The sequence below is a fragment of the Achromobacter marplatensis genome (genome assembly GCF_049060505.1).
Taxonomy (GTDB): Bacteria; Pseudomonadota; Gammaproteobacteria; order Burkholderiales; family Burkholderiaceae_B; genus Achromobacter; species Achromobacter marplatensis_A.
In genome coordinates, this window is the sequence record NZ_JBMGRB010000005.1 from 239233 (window position 1) to 259062 (window position 19830).

Sequence of the window (19830 nt, forward strand, 5' to 3'; positions counted from 1 at the left end):
CTTAGAACCCTTCTTTCGGCACGTGGATGCGGCCTTCCATCAGCACGCGCGCGCTGCGGCTCATGATGGCTTTGGTGACCTTCCATTCGCCATTCACCCGCTGCGCCTGGGCGCCGACGCGCAGCGTGCCGGAGGGGTGGCCGAAGTTGACGCTGTCGCGTTCGGTGCCGCCCGCGGCCAGGTTCACCAGCGTGCCGGGAATGGCCGCCGCCGTGCCGATGGCGACGGACGCCGTGCCCATCATCGCGTGGTGCAGCTTGCCCATGGACAGCGCGCGCACCAGCACGTCGATGTCGCCCGCGCCGATCTGCTTGCCGCTGGACGAAACGTAGGCCTTGGGCCGCGCCACGAACGCGACCTTCGGCGTGTGCTGGCGGCTGGCGGCTTCTTCGACCTTGCTGATCAGGCCCATGCGCAGCGCGCCATGCGCCCGAATGGTCTCGAAGCGGGCCAGCGCGGCGGCGTCGCCATTGATGTCGTCCTGCAATTCGGTTCCGGTGTAGCCCAGGGCTTCGGCGTCCAGGAAGATTGTCGGGATGCCCGAATTGATCATCGTGGCCTTGAAGGTGCCCACGCCGGGCACGTCCAGATCGTCGACCAGGTTGCCGGTGGGGAACATCGAGCCGCCGTCGCCCTCTTCGGCGGGGTCCATGAATTCCAGCCGCAGTTCGGCGGCGGGGAAGGTCACGCCGTCCAGTTCGAAGTCGCCGGTCTCTTGCACCGCGCCGCCGGTCATCGGCACGTGCGCGATGATGGTTTTCTTGATGTTGGCTTGCCAGATGCGCACGACGGCGATGCCATCGGCGGGCACGCGGGCCGGGTCGACCAGGCCGTTGGTGATGGCGAAGGGGCCGACGGCGGCGGACAGATTGCCGCAGTTGCCGCTCCAGTCCACAAAGGGCTGGTCGATGGAGACCTGGCCGAAAAGATAGTCCACGTCATGGTCAGGCTGGGTGCTCTTGCCGACGATGACGGTCTTGCTGGTGCTGGACGTGGCGGCCCCCATGCCGTCGATCTGCTTGCCGTAAGGGTCCGGGCTGCCGATCACGCGCATCAGCAGTGCGTCGCGCGCGGCGCCGGGTGCGCGCGCGGATTCGGGCAGGTCGTCCAGCTTGAAGAACACGCCTTTGCTGGTGCCGCCGCGCATGTAGGTGGCGGCGATCTTGGTTTGGGGTGCATGGGCCATGGGGTCGTCCTGATGTCTTGGTGCAAGGTGTTCGGTAGGCTGGCGGGCGCGTCGGCGCCCGCCAGCCGGTGGTGTTAGCTGGCTTGCTTGGCGCCGGCCACGGATTCGGCTTCCAGGAAGTCTTGGGCAAAGCGCTGCAGCACGCCGCCGGCTTCGTAGATGGACACTTCTTCGGCGGTGTCCAGACGGCAGGTGACGGCCACCTGCACGGTCTCGCCATTGCGGCGGTGGATCACCAGCGTCAGGTCGGCGCGGGGCTTGCGTTCGCCGATGACGTCGTAGCTTTCGGTGCCATCCAGGCTCAGCGTCTTGCGGTTCACGCCGGGTTTGAATTCCAGCGGCAGCACGCCCATGCCGATCAGGTTGGTGCGGTGAATGCGTTCGAAGCCTTCGGCCACGATGGCTTCCACGCCGGCCAGCCGCACGCCTTTGGCGGCCCAGTCGCGCGACGATCCCTGGCCGTAGTCGGCGCCCGCTACGATGATCAGCGGCTGCTTGCGGTCCATATAGGTTTCGATGGCTTCCCACATGCGCATGACCTGGCCCTCCGGTTCCACGCGAGCCAGTGAGCCTTGCTTCACGGTGCCGTCGTCGTTCAGCACCATTTCGTTATAGAGCTTGGGGTTGGCAAAGGTGGCGCGCTGCGCGGTCAGGTGGTCGCCGCGGTGGGTCGCGTAAGAGTTGAAGTCTTCTTCGGGCAGGCCCATCTTGTCCAGATATTCGCCGGCCGCGCTGTCCAGCATGATGGCGTTGGACGGCGACAGGTGATCGGTGGTGATGTTGTCGCCCAGCACGGCCAGCGGCAGCATGCCGCGCAGCGTGCGGGCGCCTGCCAGCGCGCCTTCCCAGTACGGCGGGCGGCGGATGTAGGTACTTTGCGGACGCCAGGCGTAAAGCGGGCTGACGCCAGCCTTGCGGTCATCCTGGATGCCGAACATCGGCGCGTAGACCTTGCGGAACTGTTCAGGCTTGACCGCGGCCTTGACCACCGCGTCGATCTCTTCGTCGGTGGGCCAGATATCTTTCAGGCGGATCTCGCGGCCGTCGGCGCCCGTGCCCAATACATCGCGTTCGATGTCGAAGCGAATGGTGCCGGCGATGGCATAGGCCACCACCAGCGGAGGCGAGGCCAGAAATGCCTGTTTGGCGTAGGGATGGATGCGGCCGTCGAAGTTGCGGTTGCCGGACAGCACGGCGGTTGCGTACAGGTCGCGGTCGATGATTTCCTGCTGGATCACGGGGTCCAGCGCGCCCGACATGCCGTTGCACGTGGTACAGGCGAAGGCGACGACGCCGAAGCCCAGTTTTTCCAGGTCTTGCGTCAGGCCGGCTTCGTCCAGGTACAGCTGCACGGCCTTGGATCCCGGCGCCAGCGAGCTTTTCACCCAGGGCTTGCGCGACAGGCCGGCGCGGTTGGCATTGCGTGCCAGCAGGCCCGCCGCGATCACGTTGCGCGGGTTGCTGGTGTTGGTGCAGCTGGTGATGGCCGCGATGATGACGGCGCCATCGGGCATCCGGCCCGGTTCGTTTTCCACGACGCCAGAGATGCCGCGCGCGGCCAGGTCGGACACCGGCAGGCGACGATGCGGATTCGACGGACCGGCCAACGTGCGCACGACCGTGGACAGGTCGAAGCGCAGCACGCGTTCGTATTCGGCCGTCTTCAAGCTGTCGGACCACAGGCCCGCGGTCTTGGCGTAGGTTTCCACCAGCGCGATCTGCTCGTCCTCGCGGCCGGTCAGGCGCAGGTAGTCGATGGTCTGCTGGTCGATCGAGAACATCGCGGCGGTGGCGCCGTACTCGGGGGCCATGTTCGAAATGGTGGCGCGGTCGCCCAGCGTCAGGCTGGCGGCGCCTTCGCCGTAGAACTCCAGATAGGCGCCCACCACCTTTTCCTTTCGCAGGAATTCGGTCAGCGTCAGCACGACGTCGGTGGCAGTGATGCCGGGTTGCGCGCGGCCGGTGAGTTCCACGCCGATAATGTCGGGCAGGCGCATCCAGGACGCGCGGCCCAGCATCACGTTTTCGGCTTCCAGGCCGCCCACGCCGATGGCGATGACGCCCAGCGCGTCCACGTGCGGCGTGTGGCTGTCGGTGCCGACCAGGGTGTCGGGGAAGGCCACGCCGTCTTGCGTGTAGATCACCGGCGACATCCGCTCCAGGTTGATCTGGTGCATGATGCCGTTGCCCGGGGGCACGACTTCGATATTGCGGAAGGCTTGCTTGGTCCAGTCGATGAAGTGGAAGCGGTCTTCGTTGCGGCGGTCTTCCACTGCACGGTTCTTGGCGAAGGCATCCGGATCGTTGCCATCGAATTCCACGGCCAGCGAGTGGTCGACGATCAACTGCACCGGCACCACCGGATTTACCTTGGCCGGGTCGCCACCCATGTCGGCAATCGCATCGCGCAGGCCCGCCAGGTCGACCAAGGCCGTCTGGCCCAGAATGTCGTGACAGACCACGCGTGCCGGAAACCACGGGAAATCCAGGTCGCGACGGCGTTCGATCAACTGCTTGAGCGCGTCGGTCAGCATGGCCGGATCACATCGGCGCACCAGGTTTTCCGCCAGCACGCGCGACGTGTAGGGCAGGCCGGCGTAGGCGCCGGGCGCGATGGCCTCGACGGCGGCGCGCGCGTCGAAATAGTCCAGGCGGGTGCCGGGCAGGGTTTTACGGTACGAGTGATTCATCATGCCTCCGTGCGCCGCAGGTTGCTCTGGGCGATCTGTTGTTCGATGTTGATTCGGGATACGCGGATATGCCGGCGCATCAGGATTTCGGCCAGCTCGCCGTCGCGGTCCGCGATGGCGTCAAGAATGCGGTGGTGTTCGGCGTAGGCCTGTCGCGGGCGGTTCGGCGTGGTCGAATACTGGATGCGGTACATGCGCGCCAGTTGATAGAGCTCGTCGCAGAGCATGCGGAACAGCATCTGATTGCCGCTGCCTTTGACGATGCGGTAGTGGAAGTCGTAATCGCCTTCCTGCTGGTAGTAGCCCAAGCCGGCCTGAAAGGCGGCGTCGCGTTCATGGGCTTCCAGCACACCGCGTAGTTCGGCGATTTCGGCGGGCGGCATGCGTTCGGCGGCCAGGCGGCAGGCCATGCCTTCCAGCGATTCCCGGATCTCGTAGAGTTCGGACAGCTCTTGCTGCGACAGCGAGACGACACGGGCGCCCGCGTGCGGCACCCGCACCAGCAGCTTTTGGCCTTCCAGCCGATGCAGGGCCTCGCGCAGCGGTCCCCGGCTGACGCCGTGCTGGCGCGCCAGTTCGGGCTCGGAAATCTTGCTGCCCGGGGCGATTTCACCTTTGACGATGGCAGCCTGGATCTTCTTGAAAATGTGATCCGACAACGTTTCGCCATCGCCCGGCGGGTGGCCCGGCAGCGTCAGCACTTTGCTCATGGTGTCAACAATCTATCCGGATTTGTCAAAAATACTCGGGATAAGGCGTATTGGAATGCCAGATTGTCAACAATTTACCGTGGGAGGCCCGGCAGCGCAAGCGGGCCGAGGGGCGCCGCTTGCGCGCAAAGGCCGGTGGCGCTACCGCTGGTGGTGCACGGCTTGCAGGCCGTAGACCTGCACCGGCAGCCCGACGTGCCGCGCCTTCAATTGCAAGGACAGGTACTGGGAATAGTGGCGGGATTGGTGCAGATTGCCGCCGTGGAACCACAGGCCTTCCTGCTGCGTGGGCTTCCACATGTTGCGCTGTTCGCCCTCCCAGGGGCCGGGATCCTTGGTGGTGTCCGACCCCAGGCCCCAGCACTTGCCCACCTTGTCGGCCACGTCCTGGCTGATCAGGTCGGCGGCCCAGCCGTTCATCGAGCCGTAGCCGGTGGCATAGACGACCAGGTCCGCAGGCAGCGTCACGCCGTTCTTGAGCACGACGGCGTCGTGCGTCAGATGGCTGACGTCGGTGCGGGATTGCAGCTTGATGCTGCCGTCGATGACGAGGTCGCAGGCGCCCACGTCGATGTAATAGCCCGATCCGCGCCGCAGGTATTTCATGAAGAGGCCCGAGCCGTCGTCGCCCCAGTCCAACATGAAGCCCGCCTTCTCAAGCTTGGCGTAGAACTCGGCGTCGCGTTCACGCATCTGGTCGTAAAGCGGAATCTGAAACTGCGCCATGATCTTGTAGGGCAACGAGGCGAACGTCAAATCCGCCTTGCGCGTCGTCATGCCGTTGGCCAGCGCCTGCTCGGAATACAGGCCGCCCAGGCCGATGTCCATCAGCGTGTCCGACCGGACGATGTGCGTGGACGAGCGCTGCACCATCGTGACGTTGGCGCCGCCTTCCCACAACGCCGCGCAGATATCGTGAGCGGAATTGTTGGCGCCGATCACCACCACGTTCTTGCCGCGGTACGCGTCGGGGCCGGGGTGCTGCGAGGAATGCTGCTGCTCGCCCTGAAACGCGTCCTGTCCCGGAAAGCGCGGAATGTTCGGTTTGCCCGACATGCCGGTGGCAAGCACCAGTTGCCTGGGCCGCAACACCACGGGCTTGCCGTCACGCAACACGGTGACTTCCCATTCCTGCTTTTGCTCGTCGTAGCGCGCCGACTGGCAGACGCTTGAGGTCCAGTAGTTCAGCTCCATCACCTTCGTGTACATCTCGAGCCAGTCGCCAACCTTGTCCTTGGGCGCGAAGACGGGCCAGTTCTCGGGGAAGGGAATGTAGGGCAGGTGGTCATACCAGACCGGGTCGTGCAGGCACAAGGACTTGTAGCGCTTCCTCCAACTGTCGCCGGCGCGCTCGTTCTTTTCGATGATGATCGTGGGTACGTCCAACTGGCGCAGCCGCGCGCCCAGCGCAATGCCGCCTTGCCCGCCGCCGATGATCAGCACATAGGGCTGCGTCTGGTAGCCCAATTCGGCCGCTTCCTGTTCGCGCTTTTCCAGCCAGGTCTGGCGTTCGCGGCGGTTGCCGTGTTCGGCGCCCTTGGGGCGGCGCGTGCCGCTGGGTTCCTCGTGGCCCTTGAGTTCGGACATGGTGGTCAGCAGCGTCCAGATCTTGCCGTCCTTGACGCGAATATGCCCGTAACCGCGCGCCAGGTTGGTGTCGATGTGCAGCCAGCCTTGCAACAGTCCGCCTTCGTCGGCGACGGCTTCCCGGTCGTCCCGGGTGAAGCGCACCGGTTCGACCTGCGGCAGTTGTTGCGCCAGCATGTCGCGGATCTGTGCGTGCCCCTCCAGCGTGCGCAGGTTCCAGCTGAACAGCACCAGGTCGCGCCAATAGCAGTCGTCCTGGAACAAGCGGGCGACACCGTCAATGTCCTTGTTGCCCAGCGCGGTATTCAGGCGCGCCAGCACCGCGTCCAACGCGGTGTCGGCGTGATCGTTCGGCATGTCTTGTCTCCTTGCCCGTGGCGGGCGTTGTCGTGGCGTTCCGATAACGGCCCCGGCCTGTGCCGGCCGGTAGGCGTCATGGATAGACATGCAATTGCCGTGCCAGCTTTCGGGTAACTGGGCGAGGCCCGTGGCTGCTGGGCGGCCGGGGCGTGGCCTTGCTCATCGGGTGTGGCACGCGCCACACCTGTGGCGGTGCGGTGTGGCGGCCGGGCGCGGCGGGGCGCGCGGCACGTTGGCGCCGGCCGCCTCAGCGCCTTGGCGTCAGCCCGTAGCGGCGCATCTGGCGATGCACGGTAGAGCGGTCGATGCCCATTCGCCTGGCGGCTTCCGAGACATTGCCGGCGCAACTGGCCAGCGCGGACCGCAGCGCGGCTTCTTCGGCGGTGGCGGCATGGCCGGCGGGCGCCAGCGCTTCGGGCAGATCCTGCGGTTCGATCACGCCGTGTTCGCACAGCGCCGCGGCGACCGCGATCACGTTGGCCAGTTCGCGGATATTGCCGGGCCAGGCGTGCGCCTTCAGCGCCCGCAGCGCCCGCGCGGACAGCACGGGCGCGCCGGACTCGTCCTGATGCCGCGCCAGCATGCGCGCGATGAGCCAATCCAGGTCCTGGCGTTCCCGCAGCGGCGGCACCGTGAGCGTGGCCGCGTTGATGCGGTAATACAGGTCTTCGCGGAAGCGGCCCTCGCGCACCAGCGCGCCCAGATCACGGTGCGAGGCCGACACCAAGGTCAGGCGCACGGCGCGCGGCGCGTTGGCGCCGATGGGCGTGACCTCGGATTCCGCCAGCACGCGTAGCAAACGGCTTTGCAACGTCAACGGCATGTCGCCGATCTCGTCCAGGAACAGCGTGCCGCCGTCCGACGCTTCGATCAGGCCTTTGCGCCCTTTGGGCGCAGCGCCCGTGTAGGCGCCCGGCAGATAGCCGAACAGTTCGCTTTCGATCAGGGATTCCGGGATGGCCGCGCAGTTCACCGCGACAAAGCTGCCCGGCCGCCGGCTGTCTTCGTGGATGGCTCGCGCCAGGTATTCCTTGCCCACGCCGGTCTCGCCTTGCAACAGAATGGGTAGCCCCTGGCGCGCCAGTTTGGCGGCGCGCATCTGCAACGCCGCCATCTTGGCGTCGCCGCCGTCCAGCCCGCGCAGGGCCGAGGTCGTGGCGCGCACGGCGACGGACGCGCCGCGCGCATGGCGGTTGGGTTCAATGGCGTGGGCGAATAGCGCATTGCCGTCGCGCGCGACGATCAGGCGGTCTTGCGGCGCATGGCCGCGGGTGAATTGGGGCAGGTCGTCCAGCTGCACCTCGAAGAAGCGCGTGACCGGTTGGCCGATCAAGTCCGAAGGGCGGCGCCAATCCAGGCCGGCGGCGCGGGCCAGCAGCTTGGCCCCCGAATGCGTCATGCCCAGGATGCGGCCGGCGCCGTCCAGCGAGATCGCGGCTTCCGGATCCACGTCCAGGAATTCGGGCGACCGCGCAAAGCGCAACACCCATTCGTTGCGCGTGCGCGCCATCAGGTTGGCCAGTTCGATGCGGCGGGTGGTGCTGTTGACCAGATGCAGCGCCAGGTTCTGGCTGGCCTTCAGGCTGGGGGAACTGAGCAGCGAAATATCCAGCACGGCCGCCAATTCGCCGTCGGCGTTGTAGATGGGCGCGGCGGTGCAGGACAGCGGCGTGTGGGTATTGTCGAAGTGATCGGTCTGGTGGATGGTCAGTGCTTCGCCTGTTTCCAGGCAGGCGCCCACGGCGCAGGTGCCAGCGCGCGGTTCCGACCATTCCGACCCCAGGTACAACCCGGCTTTGCGCAGCTTGTCGGTCTGCGACGGGTCGCCCAGGAACTCCACCGTGACGCCCTGGCGGTCGGCCAGCAACAGCACGTAGTTCTGGCCCGCGACCTGACGGAAAAGATGGTCCAGCCCGCTGCGGGCAATGCTGATCAGGGCTTCGGATTGCTGGCGGTGTTCGCGCAGGCGGCCGTCAGGGACGATGTACGCCTCGCACGCCTGGGCCGGATCCAGCCGGTATTGATCCAGGCAGCGCAGCCAACTGCGCACCACATGCGCGTCGCGCTGCGTGGGGCGGCCTTGGCCGACCTGTTCGATCTCGCGGATATGGGCGGAATGCAGGGATTCCTGACTAGGCATGTCGTCTCCATGGTGCGCCCGATCTACGCCGGATCAGCTAGGCAGCATGCACGGAGACGGCCCCGCTTGTAAATGGTGGTTATCCAGCGGTCTCGCTGTCTATCGAACGGAGCGCTTTGGGAATCCGATAACGCTTGCCGTCAAAGCGCAGCGTGTGGCGCGTCTTGCCTTGGCTGACGGTTTTTTCTTCGCAGCCGCCTTGTTGCACCGCGGCATGGCTGGACGAGTGCGAGTCCGTGGCGACTATGTTGCGGTAGCCCTTGGTTTGCGCCGTGCCTATCGCCAGGCTGACCGCGCGTTCCGTGAATTTTCCCGCGCAGCTCGTGTCCCATTGGCCGGACGAGTGGTTGACGATCAGGCCGTCGAGCACCAGGCGCAATTCGTTGTCTTCCACGGTGAAGAGCCGCAAGCTGGTTTCGTCCATGGGGTTGGCGCGCGAGGCGCCTTCGCGTTCGATGCGGATACCAAACGCACGGCGGTCGGCCGTGACGTCATAGCGCGCCGTATCGAACGACAGGCTGGTGATGCGCAGGGCATCGTCCGACATCAGATCAACCACCGTGCGGCGCTGCCGCACTTGCAGCGTCTGGCGGTCCAGCACCAGCACGTCCAGATCGCCGACGTGGCCGTTTTCGGGGTCTGGCGTGGCTTGCATCAACGGCACCGCCACAAGCAGCAAGTCCGGGTTGGCCGGCCAGGCCTTGCACGCCACCGCAAAGGGCGCGCCGACGTCCGCGTCAGACAGCGTCACGATGGCGTGGCCTTGCTTTAAGCGGATGCGGCCTTCGCGGTCGGGCTTGTCCTGGTTTTGATACACGCTGCGCACGATGTCGGCCGCCTCGGGGCAAGGGCCGCTTGCGGCGTGCGCCACGCCACCCGTCAACAGGGCGGACAAGGTCAGGGCGCCGGTCAAGAAGGATAGGGGGCGGGGCATCGTAGGCGGGCAGGGACGAAGAAGACCGAATTCTAATCACGCCACCTGCCGGCGTTGCGCCCCTTTCGCTACCGGCCGCTACAGATCGCTACAAGTCCACCCGCACCTTGCCTGCCTTTACCAGCGCGGCCACGTCGCGGATTTCCGTTAGCAAAGCCTGTTGCAACTGCGCCGGCGTGCCGCCCGTGGGCTGGAAGCCCTGTTCGGCCAGCTTGGCCCGCACGCCCTCGGTTTGCAGCGCGCGGTTGATGCCCTGGTTCAGCGCGGCAATCGTTGCCTGCGGCGTGCCCGCGGCGCAATACGTGCCGAAACGAATCTGCGCCTCAAAAGCCGGGTAGCCGCTTTCGGCGACGGTGGGAATGTCTGGATACTTGGGAAGGCGTTCGCGGCTGGTCACTGCCAGTACCCGCAGGCGTCCGCCCTTCAGGTAAGGCTCGACCGCCGCCACCGTCGCCACGACGAGCTGGATCTGGCTGCCCAGCAGATCCGTCATCATCGGCCCCGTGCCGCGATACGGGACGTGCAGCATGTCGATGCCGCAGGCGGCTTGCAGCAGCTCGGTAGCCAGATGCTGCGGCGTGGCGTTGCCGGGCGATCCGAAGGTCAGCCCTTTGGGTTCGCGCCTGGCTTGGGCCACGAGTTCGGCCAGTGTCTTGGCCGGCAGGTCGCTGTTGACGGCCACCATGTAGGGCGAACTTGCGATCGCGCATACCGGCGCCAGCTGCTTGAGCACGTCTTCCGGCGGGCGGGCGTAATAGCGCACCGACGGCACCAGCCCCGCGAACAACAGCACGCTGCCATCCTTGGCGGCGTTGGCGGTGTAGTCCGCGCCCAGCATGCCGCTGGCGCCGGGCTTGTTCTCGACGACGACAGGGCGGTCCAACGCGCCCTCCAGCGTGGCCGCGATGACCCGGCCCAGCACATCGGTGCCTCCGCCCGGGGGGAAGGGCACGATCACGCGCAAAGGCGCTTCTCGGGCTGCGGCATGGCGGCTTAGCGACAGAGCGGCGGGCGCCGCGGCGGCCAGGGCCAGGTGCTTCAGTACGGTTCTGCGATTCATGGGGTTGTCTCCATCTCCGCCCCTTCGGGGCGATGGCCGATCGCCTCTGTCAGGCGGGCGATTCGGCGGTTTTCGGCAGTAGAAATGCTTGCAGGGCCGATGCCACCACGGCGGGAGCTTCCACCGGCAGCATATGCCTTTGGCCTTCCACGACCCGGGCTCGGCCGTCGGGCAGCGCGCGCGCCAGGCCCCGGGTCATGCGGGCAGTGGACCCAACATCCTGTTCGCCTGTCATCGCGAGGGTCGGGCAGGCGATATCCGGCGCTGCCTGCGCCAGTATCGGATCGCCCTGCGCGAACAGCCGGTATGCCGCCAGGAAGCTGGCGCGGTCGTTGCGGACCAGGCGCTGGCCGATGGCCGCCACCCGCTGCGGGCGTGTGGCCAGGAATTCGGGCGTGAACCAGCGTTGCAGCGATATCGCGGCAGCGGCCTCCACATCCTGGGTGGCGGCCGCGGTCAGGCGGGCCGTCACGGCGCTGGCCTCTTCCGGCGTGCGCTGGAACACCGTGCTAAGCAACACCAGGCGTTCGACACGCTGCGGTCGGGCGGCGGCATAAGCCCCCGCGATCAAGCCGCCCATGGAATACCCCAGCACGCTGGCGCGCGGCCAGCCGGCCCGGTCCAGCTCGGCGTCAAGCTGCGCGATGAAGTCCTGCACGCGCGCTTCGCCCGTGAGGCCCGGGGCCGCGCCATGGCCCAGCAGGTCGTAGCGCAGCACGTCGAAATCCGGTTCCAGCAGCGGAACCAGATCGTCCCATAGCGTGTGATCCAGCCCGACGCCGTGCAGCAGCACCAGCGGCGCGCCGTGGCCCGAGCGGCGGCGGGGCGCGCTCATTTCGATTGCGCCTCTTGCGCCAATTCCTGCAGATCGGAATAGCGGTTGCCGATCCGGTGGTGGGGGCGGCCAGAGGTGGCGGCGCCCAGCGCGATCACGATCTCGTCCGGCGCGGGGGCATCATTGATATTGGTCTGCACGGTCAGGTAGTGTGACCGCAGCCCTTCGTCCAACTTGTGCATCAGCGGCACCGAGATCACGCATCCCGGACCGCCCCGCGTATTGGTGAAGGCGAGGTAGCTGGTGCCGCCCACAGCGTTGCGATAGGCGTTGCCGAAGCGCAGCGTGTGGATCAGCGCCGACGCATGTTCGACCTCGCCGGCGGTGCCCACCACGGCGGCCTTGCCGTAGGCCTCGATCTGGTCGGCGGAACCCGCCTGGCGCAGGATCTCTTCCACCAGCAACTCGCCCAGCGGCGGCGCGGCTTCCAGGATCTGCGGGCGCAGGTCTTCCTGGAAAGGCAGGCCCGCCCAGGGGTTGCGGATCACGGCGGCCGCCACGATCATGATCAAGGGCCGCTCGGCCGCCTTGCCGCCTTCAATGCAGGTCTTTTCGACGTAACTGACGATTTTTCGCACTTGCAAAGCCATTCCGTTGCTCCCATGCATGCTTGATGAACGATGCCTGCATTGTTGGGCGCAGCCTGGAATTTTGACAATCCAAATTAACGTAAGTTAATTTCGGAAAACCTGAATTCGATTGCTTGCGACGCCATGCCATCCCCCCTGAAGATCCAGCACCTGCGCCAGTTCCTGCTGGCCGCTGACCACGGCAGCTTCCGCTTGGCGGCCGAAGGCACGCACCGTTCGCAGGCCGCGGTGTCGGCCGCCATGCAGGACCTGGAGCAGCAGCTGGGCGCGCCCCTGTTCGAAGCGGGCAAGCGGGCGCAACTGACGCCGTTGGGCCATGCGGTGGCGCCGCTGCTGCGTGAACTGCTGGCCACGCATGACCGCGTGCTGGACGCGGCGCGCCAGCTGGGCATGGGCCATACCGGACCCGTGTCGCTGGCGGTGATGCCGTCGCTGGCGGACGAATGGCTGCCAAAGCTGCTGGAGCGCTACGCCCGCAGCCACCCGGACATCCGCATCCGGGCCCTGGATGAATCGTCGCAGGATGTGCACCGGCTGGTGCTGACCGGTGAAGTGCAGGTGGGCGTGGCGGGCCAGGTGCCGCGCACGGCCGAGGTGGCGTTCACGCCCGTTGCGCGGGATGCGTTCGGGCTGGTGTGCCGAAAAGGGCATCCGCTGGCGCGCCGGCGTGGCCCGGTGCCGTGGTCGGCGCTGGAAGCCGAACGCCTGATCGGAAACGCCACGTTCGACAGCTTGAAGAGCCGGCAACTGGGGCACGTCATCGACGACCCGGCCATGGTGGTGTCCAACCGCGCGTCGTTGCTGGCCAGCGTGGTCGGCGGGTTGGGCGTTACAGTGCTGCCTGTGTTGGCGCGGCCGGCGGTCGGCTCGGGCCTGGCCTTCGTGCCGCTGTCCGAACCGACGGTAGAGCGCATTGTGGGTGTGCTGACGCGCAAGGAAGAAACCTTGCTGCCGTCGGTGGCGGCCATGCATGCGATGGCGCTTGATTCGTTGATGCGGTTCACGCGCCGCAAGGGGGCCGTGCTGGTGTAGCCGGTTGAAGCCCGCGCCTACACCCCGCAAGCCACCATCATGAACTGCCGAAAGGCATCGGCCGGCTTGGCCAGCCCCGTGCGGGGATGCCACAGCAGCCCGGCCTCCATGGGCGGCACGGCGTCGGTGATGGGCACGGCCTCGATCTTGCGGCCTTCCAGCGACCAGGGGCGGTAGACCATGTCCGACAGCATGGTGACGCCGAAGCCATGCGCGACCAGCCCGCGCAGCGCTTCCATGGACCGCGTGCGCAGGGCGATATCGGGCCGCAGACCATGCGTGCGCCAGTAGTTCAGCGTGGACCGTTCGCCTTCGTCCACCTCTAGCAGGATGTAGGGATAGCGCGCGATGTCGGCCAACGACGGCGCCGAGGCGGACAGCAGCGGATGGCCGGACGCCGTCCACAGTTGCCGTCGCGACCGCACCAGCACCTGATGGCCAAATCGCTCGCGCTTGTCCACGTTGGACAGCAGCGCCACGCCCAGTTCGACGTCGCCGCTGGCCACCGCCGCTTCGATTTCAGGGCGGTCCAGGTCCACCAGGTCCAGCACCACCTCCGGGTAGCGCCGGCGAAAGCGCGCCAGCAGGTCAGGCAGGAAATACCCCAGCACCGTGTACGACGCGGCGATGCGCACCGTGCCGCGCAACGCATAGCGCTGAAAGCCGGGCTCGCGGATGGCGTCGTCCAGCGAATCCAGAATGTCCTGCGTCCGCCGATGAAAATTGTGGCCTTCCGGCGTTAGCGTGACGCCGTGCGGATGGCGGTCGAACAGGCGCACCCCCAATTGGGATTCCAGGGCCAGCACGGCGTTGGTGACGGCGGATTGCGAAACATGTTCGTCGGCCGCCGCCATGGAAAAGCGGCCCGTGCGGGCGGCCGCCGCGAAATAGCGCAGCTGCCGCAGGGTGACGTCATTAGCCATCTGTTTTTCGAATACCTGCTAGCTGAAACTATGAATATACGATAACCAACAGCGTTCCTACACTGCGGAAAACACTCAAATCCGCATGCAGGAGACAAGCGCGTGAACGCCCCACTACCCCCTGGCGTGGCCGATACCCATGGCCTGACGCTCGACGACAAATACACCCGCGCCACCGGTCGCATCTATCTCAGCGGCACCCAGGCGCTTGTGCGCCTGCCGTTGTTGCAGAAGCTGCGCGACCAGCAGGCCGGCCTGAACACCGCCGGCTACATCTCGGGCTATCGGGGCTCGCCGTTAGGCGGCCTGGACCAGGCGCTGTGGAAGGCCAAGAAGCACCTGAAGTCGCACGATGTCGTGTTCCAGCCAGGCGTGAACGAAGACTTGGCCGCGACCGCCGTCTGGGGCTCGCAGCAGTTGAACCTGTTCCCGGGCGCCACCCGCGACGGCGTGTTCGGCATGTGGTACGGCAAGGGGCCGGGCGTGGACCGTTCGGTGGATGTGCTCAAGCACGCGAACTCGGCGGGGTCGTCCGCGCACGGCGGCGTGCTGATGTTGGCGGGCGATGACCATGCCGCCAAGTCCTCGTCGGTAGCGCATCAGTCGGAACATGTGCTGATCGCCAGTGGCATCCCGGTGCTGTACCCATCGAATGTCCAGGAATACCTGGATTACGGGCTGCACGGTTGGGCCATGAGCCGCTACACCGGGTTGTGGGTGGCGATGAAGTGCGTGACGGACGTCGTCGAGTCCAGTGCATCGGTGGATGTGGACCCCGCGCGCGTGCGCATCGTGCTGCCGGATGAGGCGCTGCCGGAGGGCGGGCTGAACATCCGCTGGCCGGATTCGCCGCTGGCGCAAGAGGCCCGCTTGTTGGACCACAAGTGGTATGCCGCGCTGGCGTATGTGCGGGCGAACAAGCTCAACCGCGTGGTGCTGGATTCACCCCGCGCGACCTTCGGCATCATGACGGCGGGCAAGGCGTATCTGGATGTGCGCCAGGCCCTGAATGACCTGGGGCTGGACGAGGCAGCCTGTGCCGAAGCCGGTATCCGCGTCATGAAGGTGGGCTGTATCTGGCCGCTGGACGCGCAAGGCGCGCGCGAATTCGCCACGGGCCTGAAAGAGATTCTTGTGGTCGAGGAAAAGCGCCAGATCCTCGAATACGCGCTGAAGGAAGAGCTCTACAACTGGCGCGACGATGTGCGGCCGCGCGTGTACGGCAAGTTCGACGAGCGCGAGCATGGCGGCGGCGAATGGTCCACGCCACGCGGCGGCTGGCTGCTGCCGGCGCGCTACGAGCTATCGCCCGCGCTGATCGCCCGCGCCATTGCCGCGCGGCTGGACAAGGCTGACCTGTCTTCCGGCCTGCGCGCCCGCATCGCGGCGCGGCTGGCCGTGATCGATGCCAAGGAACGCGAGGCCGCGCGCCCCACGCTGGTGGAAGAGCGCAAGCCCTGGTTCTGCTCGGGCTGCCCGCACAACACCTCTACCCGCGTGCCGGAAGGGTCGCGCGCGGTGGCCGGTATCGGATGCCATTACATGGCGATGTGGATGAACCGCGACACCGACACCTTCAGCCAGATGGGCGGTGAAGGCGTGGCGTGGCTGGGGCAAAAAGACTTCACCCGCGAACGCCATATCTTCGCCAATCTAGGTGACGGCACCTATTTTCATTCGGGGCTGCTGGCGATTCGCGCCGCAGTGGCCGCGCGCGCGTCGATCACCTACAAGATCCTGTACAACGACGCCGTCGCCATGACGGGCGGCCAGCCGGTGGACGGCGTGCTGACGGTGCCGCAGATCGCGGCGCAGATGCAGGCGGAAGGGGTTGTGAAAACCGTGGTGGTCACGGACGAGCCCGAAAAATATGCCGGCGCGGCGGCGTTGCCGGGCGGCATCGACGTGCATCATCGCAAGGCGCTTGACGACGTGCAGCGCGCGTTGCGCGAGATCGAAGGCACGACGGTGCTGATCTACGACCAGACTTGCGCCACCGAGAAGCGGCGACGCCGCAAGCGCGGCGATTACCCGGATCCGTTGCGTCGGGCCTTCATCAACGACGCCGTGTGCGAAGGCTGCGGCGACTGCTCGGTCAAGTCCAACTGCCTGTCGGTGGAACCCCTGGACACGCCGCTGGGCACCAAGCGCCGCATCAACCAGTCGTCTTGCAACAAGGACTTTTCGTGCGTGGAAGGGTTCTGCCCCAGCTTCGTCACGGCCGAAGGGGCGGTGCTGCGCAAGCCGGCCCTGGCGGGCACGGCTCAGCCGCCGATGCCCGATGCGCCATTGCCGGATCCCGCGTCCATCGCCACGGGCGCGGCCTATCGCATGGTGATCGCAGGCGTGGGCGGAACCGGTGTGGTGACGATCGGCGCGCTGCTGGGAGCGGCCGCGCATATCGAAGGCAAGGGCGTCACCGTGCTGGACATGGCGGGTCTGGCGCAAAAGGGCGGCGCGGTGCTTAGCCATGTGCAGTTGGCCAACAAGCCCGAAGACCTGCACGCCACCCGCGTCGCGTTGGGCGAGGCCGACCTGGTCATCGGTTGCGATGCACTGGTGTCGGCGTCGCCCGAGGTGCTGTCGCGGCTGCGCCCCGACCATGGACGCGCCGTGGTGAACAGCGCGGCGGCGCCCACCGCGGCATTCCTCTCGCAGCCCGCCTGGCGTTTTCCTGGCGCGCAGGCAGAGGCGGCCGTTGCCGCAAGCACGGGCGGCAACTGTGATTTCATCGAGGCAGGGCCGCTGGCCGAAGCCTTGCTGGGCGATACGATCTACGCCAATCCGCTGCTGCTTGGCTACGCATGGCAAAAGGGCGGCCTGCCCTTAAGCTACGACAGCTTGCGCCGCGCGATCGAGATCAATGGCGTGTCGATGGATAAGAACCTGGCCGCGTTTGAACTGGGCCGGCAAGCCGCGCATCGCGGCGCGGCGGCGTTGCGCCCGTCCCAGGCCACGCAGGCGGCCGGGCAAGTCGTTGCATTGCCCGAATCGCTGGACGGGTTGATCGAGCGGCTGGCCGCGCATGTCGGGGCCTACCAGGACGCGGCCTACGCGGCGCGTTTTCGCGAGGCCGTCGAGGCCGTGCGGGCGCGTGAATCCGCGATGCCCGAGGGGCGGCGCCATGAGGTCACGCGCGCGGTGGCGCGCAGCCTGGCCAAATTGATGACCTATAAGGATGAGTACGAGGTGGCGCGCCTATACACGGACCCCGCGTTCAAGGCCAAGCTGCAAGCGCAGTTTGAAGGCGAGCCCGGGCGCGACTACCGCCTGCGCTACTACCTGGCGCCGCCGGCCTTTGCGCGGCGCGATGCGCAGGGCCGCCTGCAAAAGCGCGCCTTTGGTGCGTGGGTGGGCGTGGCGTTCCGCGTGCTGGCCCCGATGAAACGGGTGCGCGGGACCTGGCTGGATGTGTTCGGCAAAACTGCTGAACGCCGCATGGAACGCCAACTGGCTGCCGACTTCCTGGCGTTGGCCGCCGAGTTCTCGCGCACGCTGGACGCCGGCAACCGCGACGCCGCGCTGGCGCTGGCCAATCTGCCGGACACCATCCGCGGGTATGGTCACGTCAAGGAGAAAAGCGTGGGCCAGGCGCGGTCGCGCCAAGCGGAACTGCTGGAGCGCTATCGCCACCCGCAACGCGAATCGCGGGTCGCGTAGGAAAAAAGCGGCAGACTGGCGGGGGATCGCCTGGTGTACGATTCCCCGTCAATGCGGATCACGCCGCGTATTTGTTGCCCGGCCATGGAAAACCTCCTACGCAAAGTTGATCTGACCTCACTTCGCCTGTTTGTCGCCGTCTGCCAGGAAAACAGCATCGCGCGGGCGGCCGAACGCGAGTTCATTGCGCCGTCGGCCGTCAGCCGGCGTATCGCGGATCTGGAATCGCTGGTCGGGCTGCCGTTGATCAAACGCCATACGCGCGGCGTGACCGCCACCCCGGCCGGCCAGACGGTGCTACGCCACGCGCAGCAGATCATCGGCGCCGTCGAATCCATGGGGGCGGAGCTGTCGCGCTTCTATGCGGGGGTGAAAGGGAATGTGCGGGTAGTCGCCAATCTGTCGGCCATCGTGCAGTTTCTGCCTGAAGACGTGGCGGCGTTTCAGCGCTTGTTCCCCGACGTGGATATCGACCTGGAAGAACAGCACAGCCCCGATGTGCTGCGCCTGGTGCGCGAGCGCGCCGCGGACTTTGGCATCTGCAACCGCATCGCCGGCGCCGAGGGGCTGGCGCAATTGCCGTACCGGCGCGACCGGCTGGCGGTGATGCTGCCGGCCCATCATCCCAAGGCCGCTGCCAGGCAACTGAGTCTGCAGGACATCGCAGACGAGACCTTTGTGGGTTTGCGGGAAAGCAGTGCGCTGACGCAACTGCTGGCGGCGCAAGCCCAGGCCTTGGGCGCCACGTTATCGGTGAAGATCCGCGTGGCCAGTCTGGATGCGCTGTGCCGCATGACGCATGCCGGGCTGGGCATCGCGGTGATGCCGCAGCAAGTTGCCGAACTCTACCTGCAATCGCTGGACGTCGTGGTGCGTCCCCTGTCCGACGAGTGGGCGCGGCGGCAGCTATGCATCGTATTTCCCGGCGAAAGCCAGTTGTCGGCCACCGCCGCCACGCTGGTCAAGTTCCTGGCCCAGCAAGGCTGATCCGGCATCTCCGTTTGCGATGGCAGGCCTGCCAAGACGACACTTCGGCAATCGCCGTGCGCTCCTTATAGTCAGGACGCGCCCTTGACGTGATTCGTGGGCGCGGCCCAAGCCGGGGCAGACAGACCCCGCTGCCACGAGACGGAGACAACATGACCCCCACCAGATTCCTGGCGTCCTGTACGCTTGCATTCAGCGCCTTGCTGCCCACGGTGTCCGCGCAGGCCGCGGGCTACCCCGACCATCCCATCCGCCTGATCGTGCCGACTTCGCCGGGCTCCACCGCCGACGTCGTGGCCCGCGTGGTGGCGGAAAATCTTGGCAAGGCGCTGGCGCAGCCCCTGATCGTCGAGAACTTGGCCGGCGCGGCGGGCATCCCCGGCACGCGCCAATTGGTGGCCGCCAAACCCGATGGCTACACGCTGGCCATCGTGTCGTCCAACCACGCTATCAACCCCAGCCTGTACAAGAGCATGCCCTACGATTCGGTGAAGGACATCACGCCGATTTCCGTCATCGGCACGACGCCCCTCGTCGTGGTCGTGGCCGAGAACTCGCCGTACCGCACGATCGGCGATCTGTTGGCCGCTGCCCGCGCGCAGCCCGGCAAGATCAACTATGGGTCGTCCGGCAATGGCAGCGTGCTGCATCTGGCGGGCGAATTGCTGAAATCAAAGGCGGGCGTGAGCATGATGCATATCCCGTACCGCGGCGGCAATGCGTTGATCACGGATGTCATGTCCGGCCAGATCCAGGTGGCGTTCCTGGCGGTGCCGTCCGTGCTGGCGCAGGTGCAGGCCGGCAAGCTGCACGCGCTGGCCGTAAGCACGCCCAAGCGCGTGGCGGCGCTGCCCGACGTGCCGACGCTGGACGAATCGGGGGTGAAGGACTATTCCTACGACGCCTGGATTTCACTGATCGGCCCCGCCAAACTGCCCGACGATATTGTGCGGACGCTGCAAGCCGCCACGCAGCGGACCATGGCGTCTTCCGCGGTGCTGAATACGCTGTCGCCGCAGGGCTTCGTGGCGCAGGGAAGCAGCGCAGAGCAGGCGGCCCAGACGTTGAATGCGGAAATCACCAAGAGCCAGGCGCTGGTGAAGGCTGCGGCCGTGACGCCTGAATGACGGTTGGAA

General features: G+C 66.6%; 14 protein-coding genes. 4 read left to right on the top strand and 10 right to left on the bottom strand.

The window, feature by feature from the left end:
• Position 1 precedes the first annotated feature (1 nt).
• From prpF to ACI0FO_RS14885, 9 genes are all read right to left on the bottom strand, one after another.
• The gene (gene prpF / locus ACI0FO_RS14845) at positions 2–1186 is read right to left on the bottom strand and encodes a 2-methylaconitate cis-trans isomerase PrpF (RefSeq protein ID WP_416027739.1); all 1185 of its coding nucleotides are present in this window, start codon (positions 1184–1186) and stop codon (positions 2–4) included.
• A gap of 74 nt (positions 1187–1260) precedes the next feature.
• Positions 1261–3876, bottom strand: a complete 2616-nt coding sequence (gene acnD, locus ACI0FO_RS14850; protein WP_416028103.1) for a Fe/S-dependent 2-methylisocitrate dehydratase AcnD — start codon at positions 3874–3876, stop codon at positions 1261–1263.
• Positions 3876–4586, bottom strand: coding sequence for a GntR family transcriptional regulator (locus ACI0FO_RS14855; RefSeq protein ID WP_416027741.1), 711 nt, complete (start codon positions 4584–4586; stop codon positions 3876–3878). The genes acnD and ACI0FO_RS14855 overlap by 1 nt, the downstream gene beginning before the upstream one ends.
• A gap of 141 nt (positions 4587–4727) precedes the next feature.
• Positions 4728–6530, bottom strand: coding sequence for an NAD(P)/FAD-dependent oxidoreductase (locus ACI0FO_RS14860; RefSeq protein ID WP_416027743.1), 1803 nt, complete (start codon positions 6528–6530; stop codon positions 4728–4730).
• Between the two features lie 250 nt (positions 6531–6780).
• Positions 6781–8673, bottom strand: a complete 1893-nt coding sequence (locus tag ACI0FO_RS14865; RefSeq protein WP_416027745.1) for a sigma-54-dependent Fis family transcriptional regulator — start codon at positions 8671–8673, stop codon at positions 6781–6783.
• 79 nt (positions 8674–8752) lie between these two features.
• Positions 8753–9607 carry a hypothetical protein gene (locus ACI0FO_RS14870; protein WP_416027747.1) on the bottom strand — a complete coding sequence of 285 codons (855 nt, stop codon included), beginning with the start codon at positions 9605–9607 and terminating at the stop codon, positions 8753–8755.
• Positions 9608–9695: 88 nt separating this feature from the next.
• Entirely contained in the window at positions 9696–10667 is a 972-nt protein-coding gene (locus ACI0FO_RS14875) for a Bug family tripartite tricarboxylate transporter substrate binding protein (RefSeq protein WP_416027749.1), read from the bottom strand.
• A 49-nt stretch (positions 10668–10716) separates the two neighbouring features.
• Complete coding sequence (locus ACI0FO_RS14880) at positions 10717–11502, bottom strand: alpha/beta fold hydrolase (RefSeq protein WP_416027750.1); 786 nt, start codon at positions 11500–11502, stop codon at positions 10717–10719.
• Complete coding sequence (locus tag ACI0FO_RS14885) at positions 11499–12092, bottom strand: amino acid synthesis family protein (RefSeq protein WP_416027752.1); 594 nt, start codon at positions 12090–12092, stop codon at positions 11499–11501. The genes ACI0FO_RS14880 and ACI0FO_RS14885 overlap by 4 nt, the downstream gene beginning before the upstream one ends.
• A gap of 123 nt (positions 12093–12215) precedes the next feature.
• On the opposite strand from ACI0FO_RS14885, the gene ACI0FO_RS14890 reads away from it, so the two are divergent.
• Positions 12216–13124, top strand: a complete 909-nt coding sequence (locus ACI0FO_RS14890; protein ID WP_416027754.1) for a LysR family transcriptional regulator — start codon at positions 12216–12218, stop codon at positions 13122–13124.
• A 17-nt stretch (positions 13125–13141) separates the two neighbouring features.
• On the opposite strand, the gene ACI0FO_RS14895 is transcribed toward ACI0FO_RS14890, so the two are convergent.
• Positions 13142–14047, bottom strand: coding sequence for a LysR substrate-binding domain-containing protein (locus tag ACI0FO_RS14895; RefSeq protein WP_416027755.1), 906 nt, complete (start codon positions 14045–14047; stop codon positions 13142–13144).
• Positions 14048–14149: 102 nt separating this feature from the next.
• Between ACI0FO_RS14895 and ACI0FO_RS14900 the strand changes: the two genes are divergently transcribed.
• The 3 genes from ACI0FO_RS14900 (at position 14150) to ACI0FO_RS14910 (ending at position 19821) form a co-directional block, all read left to right on the top strand.
• Positions 14150–17707, top strand: a complete 3558-nt coding sequence (locus ACI0FO_RS14900) for an indolepyruvate ferredoxin oxidoreductase family protein (RefSeq protein WP_416027757.1) — start codon at positions 14150–14152, stop codon at positions 17705–17707.
• An 84-nt stretch (positions 17708–17791) separates the two neighbouring features.
• On the top strand, positions 17792–18694 hold the full coding sequence (locus tag ACI0FO_RS14905; protein WP_416027759.1) for a LysR family transcriptional regulator: 903 nt from the start codon (positions 17792–17794) through the stop codon (positions 18692–18694).
• 152 nt (positions 18695–18846) lie between these two features.
• On the top strand, positions 18847–19821 hold the full coding sequence (locus tag ACI0FO_RS14910) for a Bug family tripartite tricarboxylate transporter substrate binding protein (protein WP_416027760.1): 975 nt from the start codon (positions 18847–18849) through the stop codon (positions 19819–19821).
• The last annotated feature ends 9 nt before the right edge of the window (positions 19822–19830 follow it).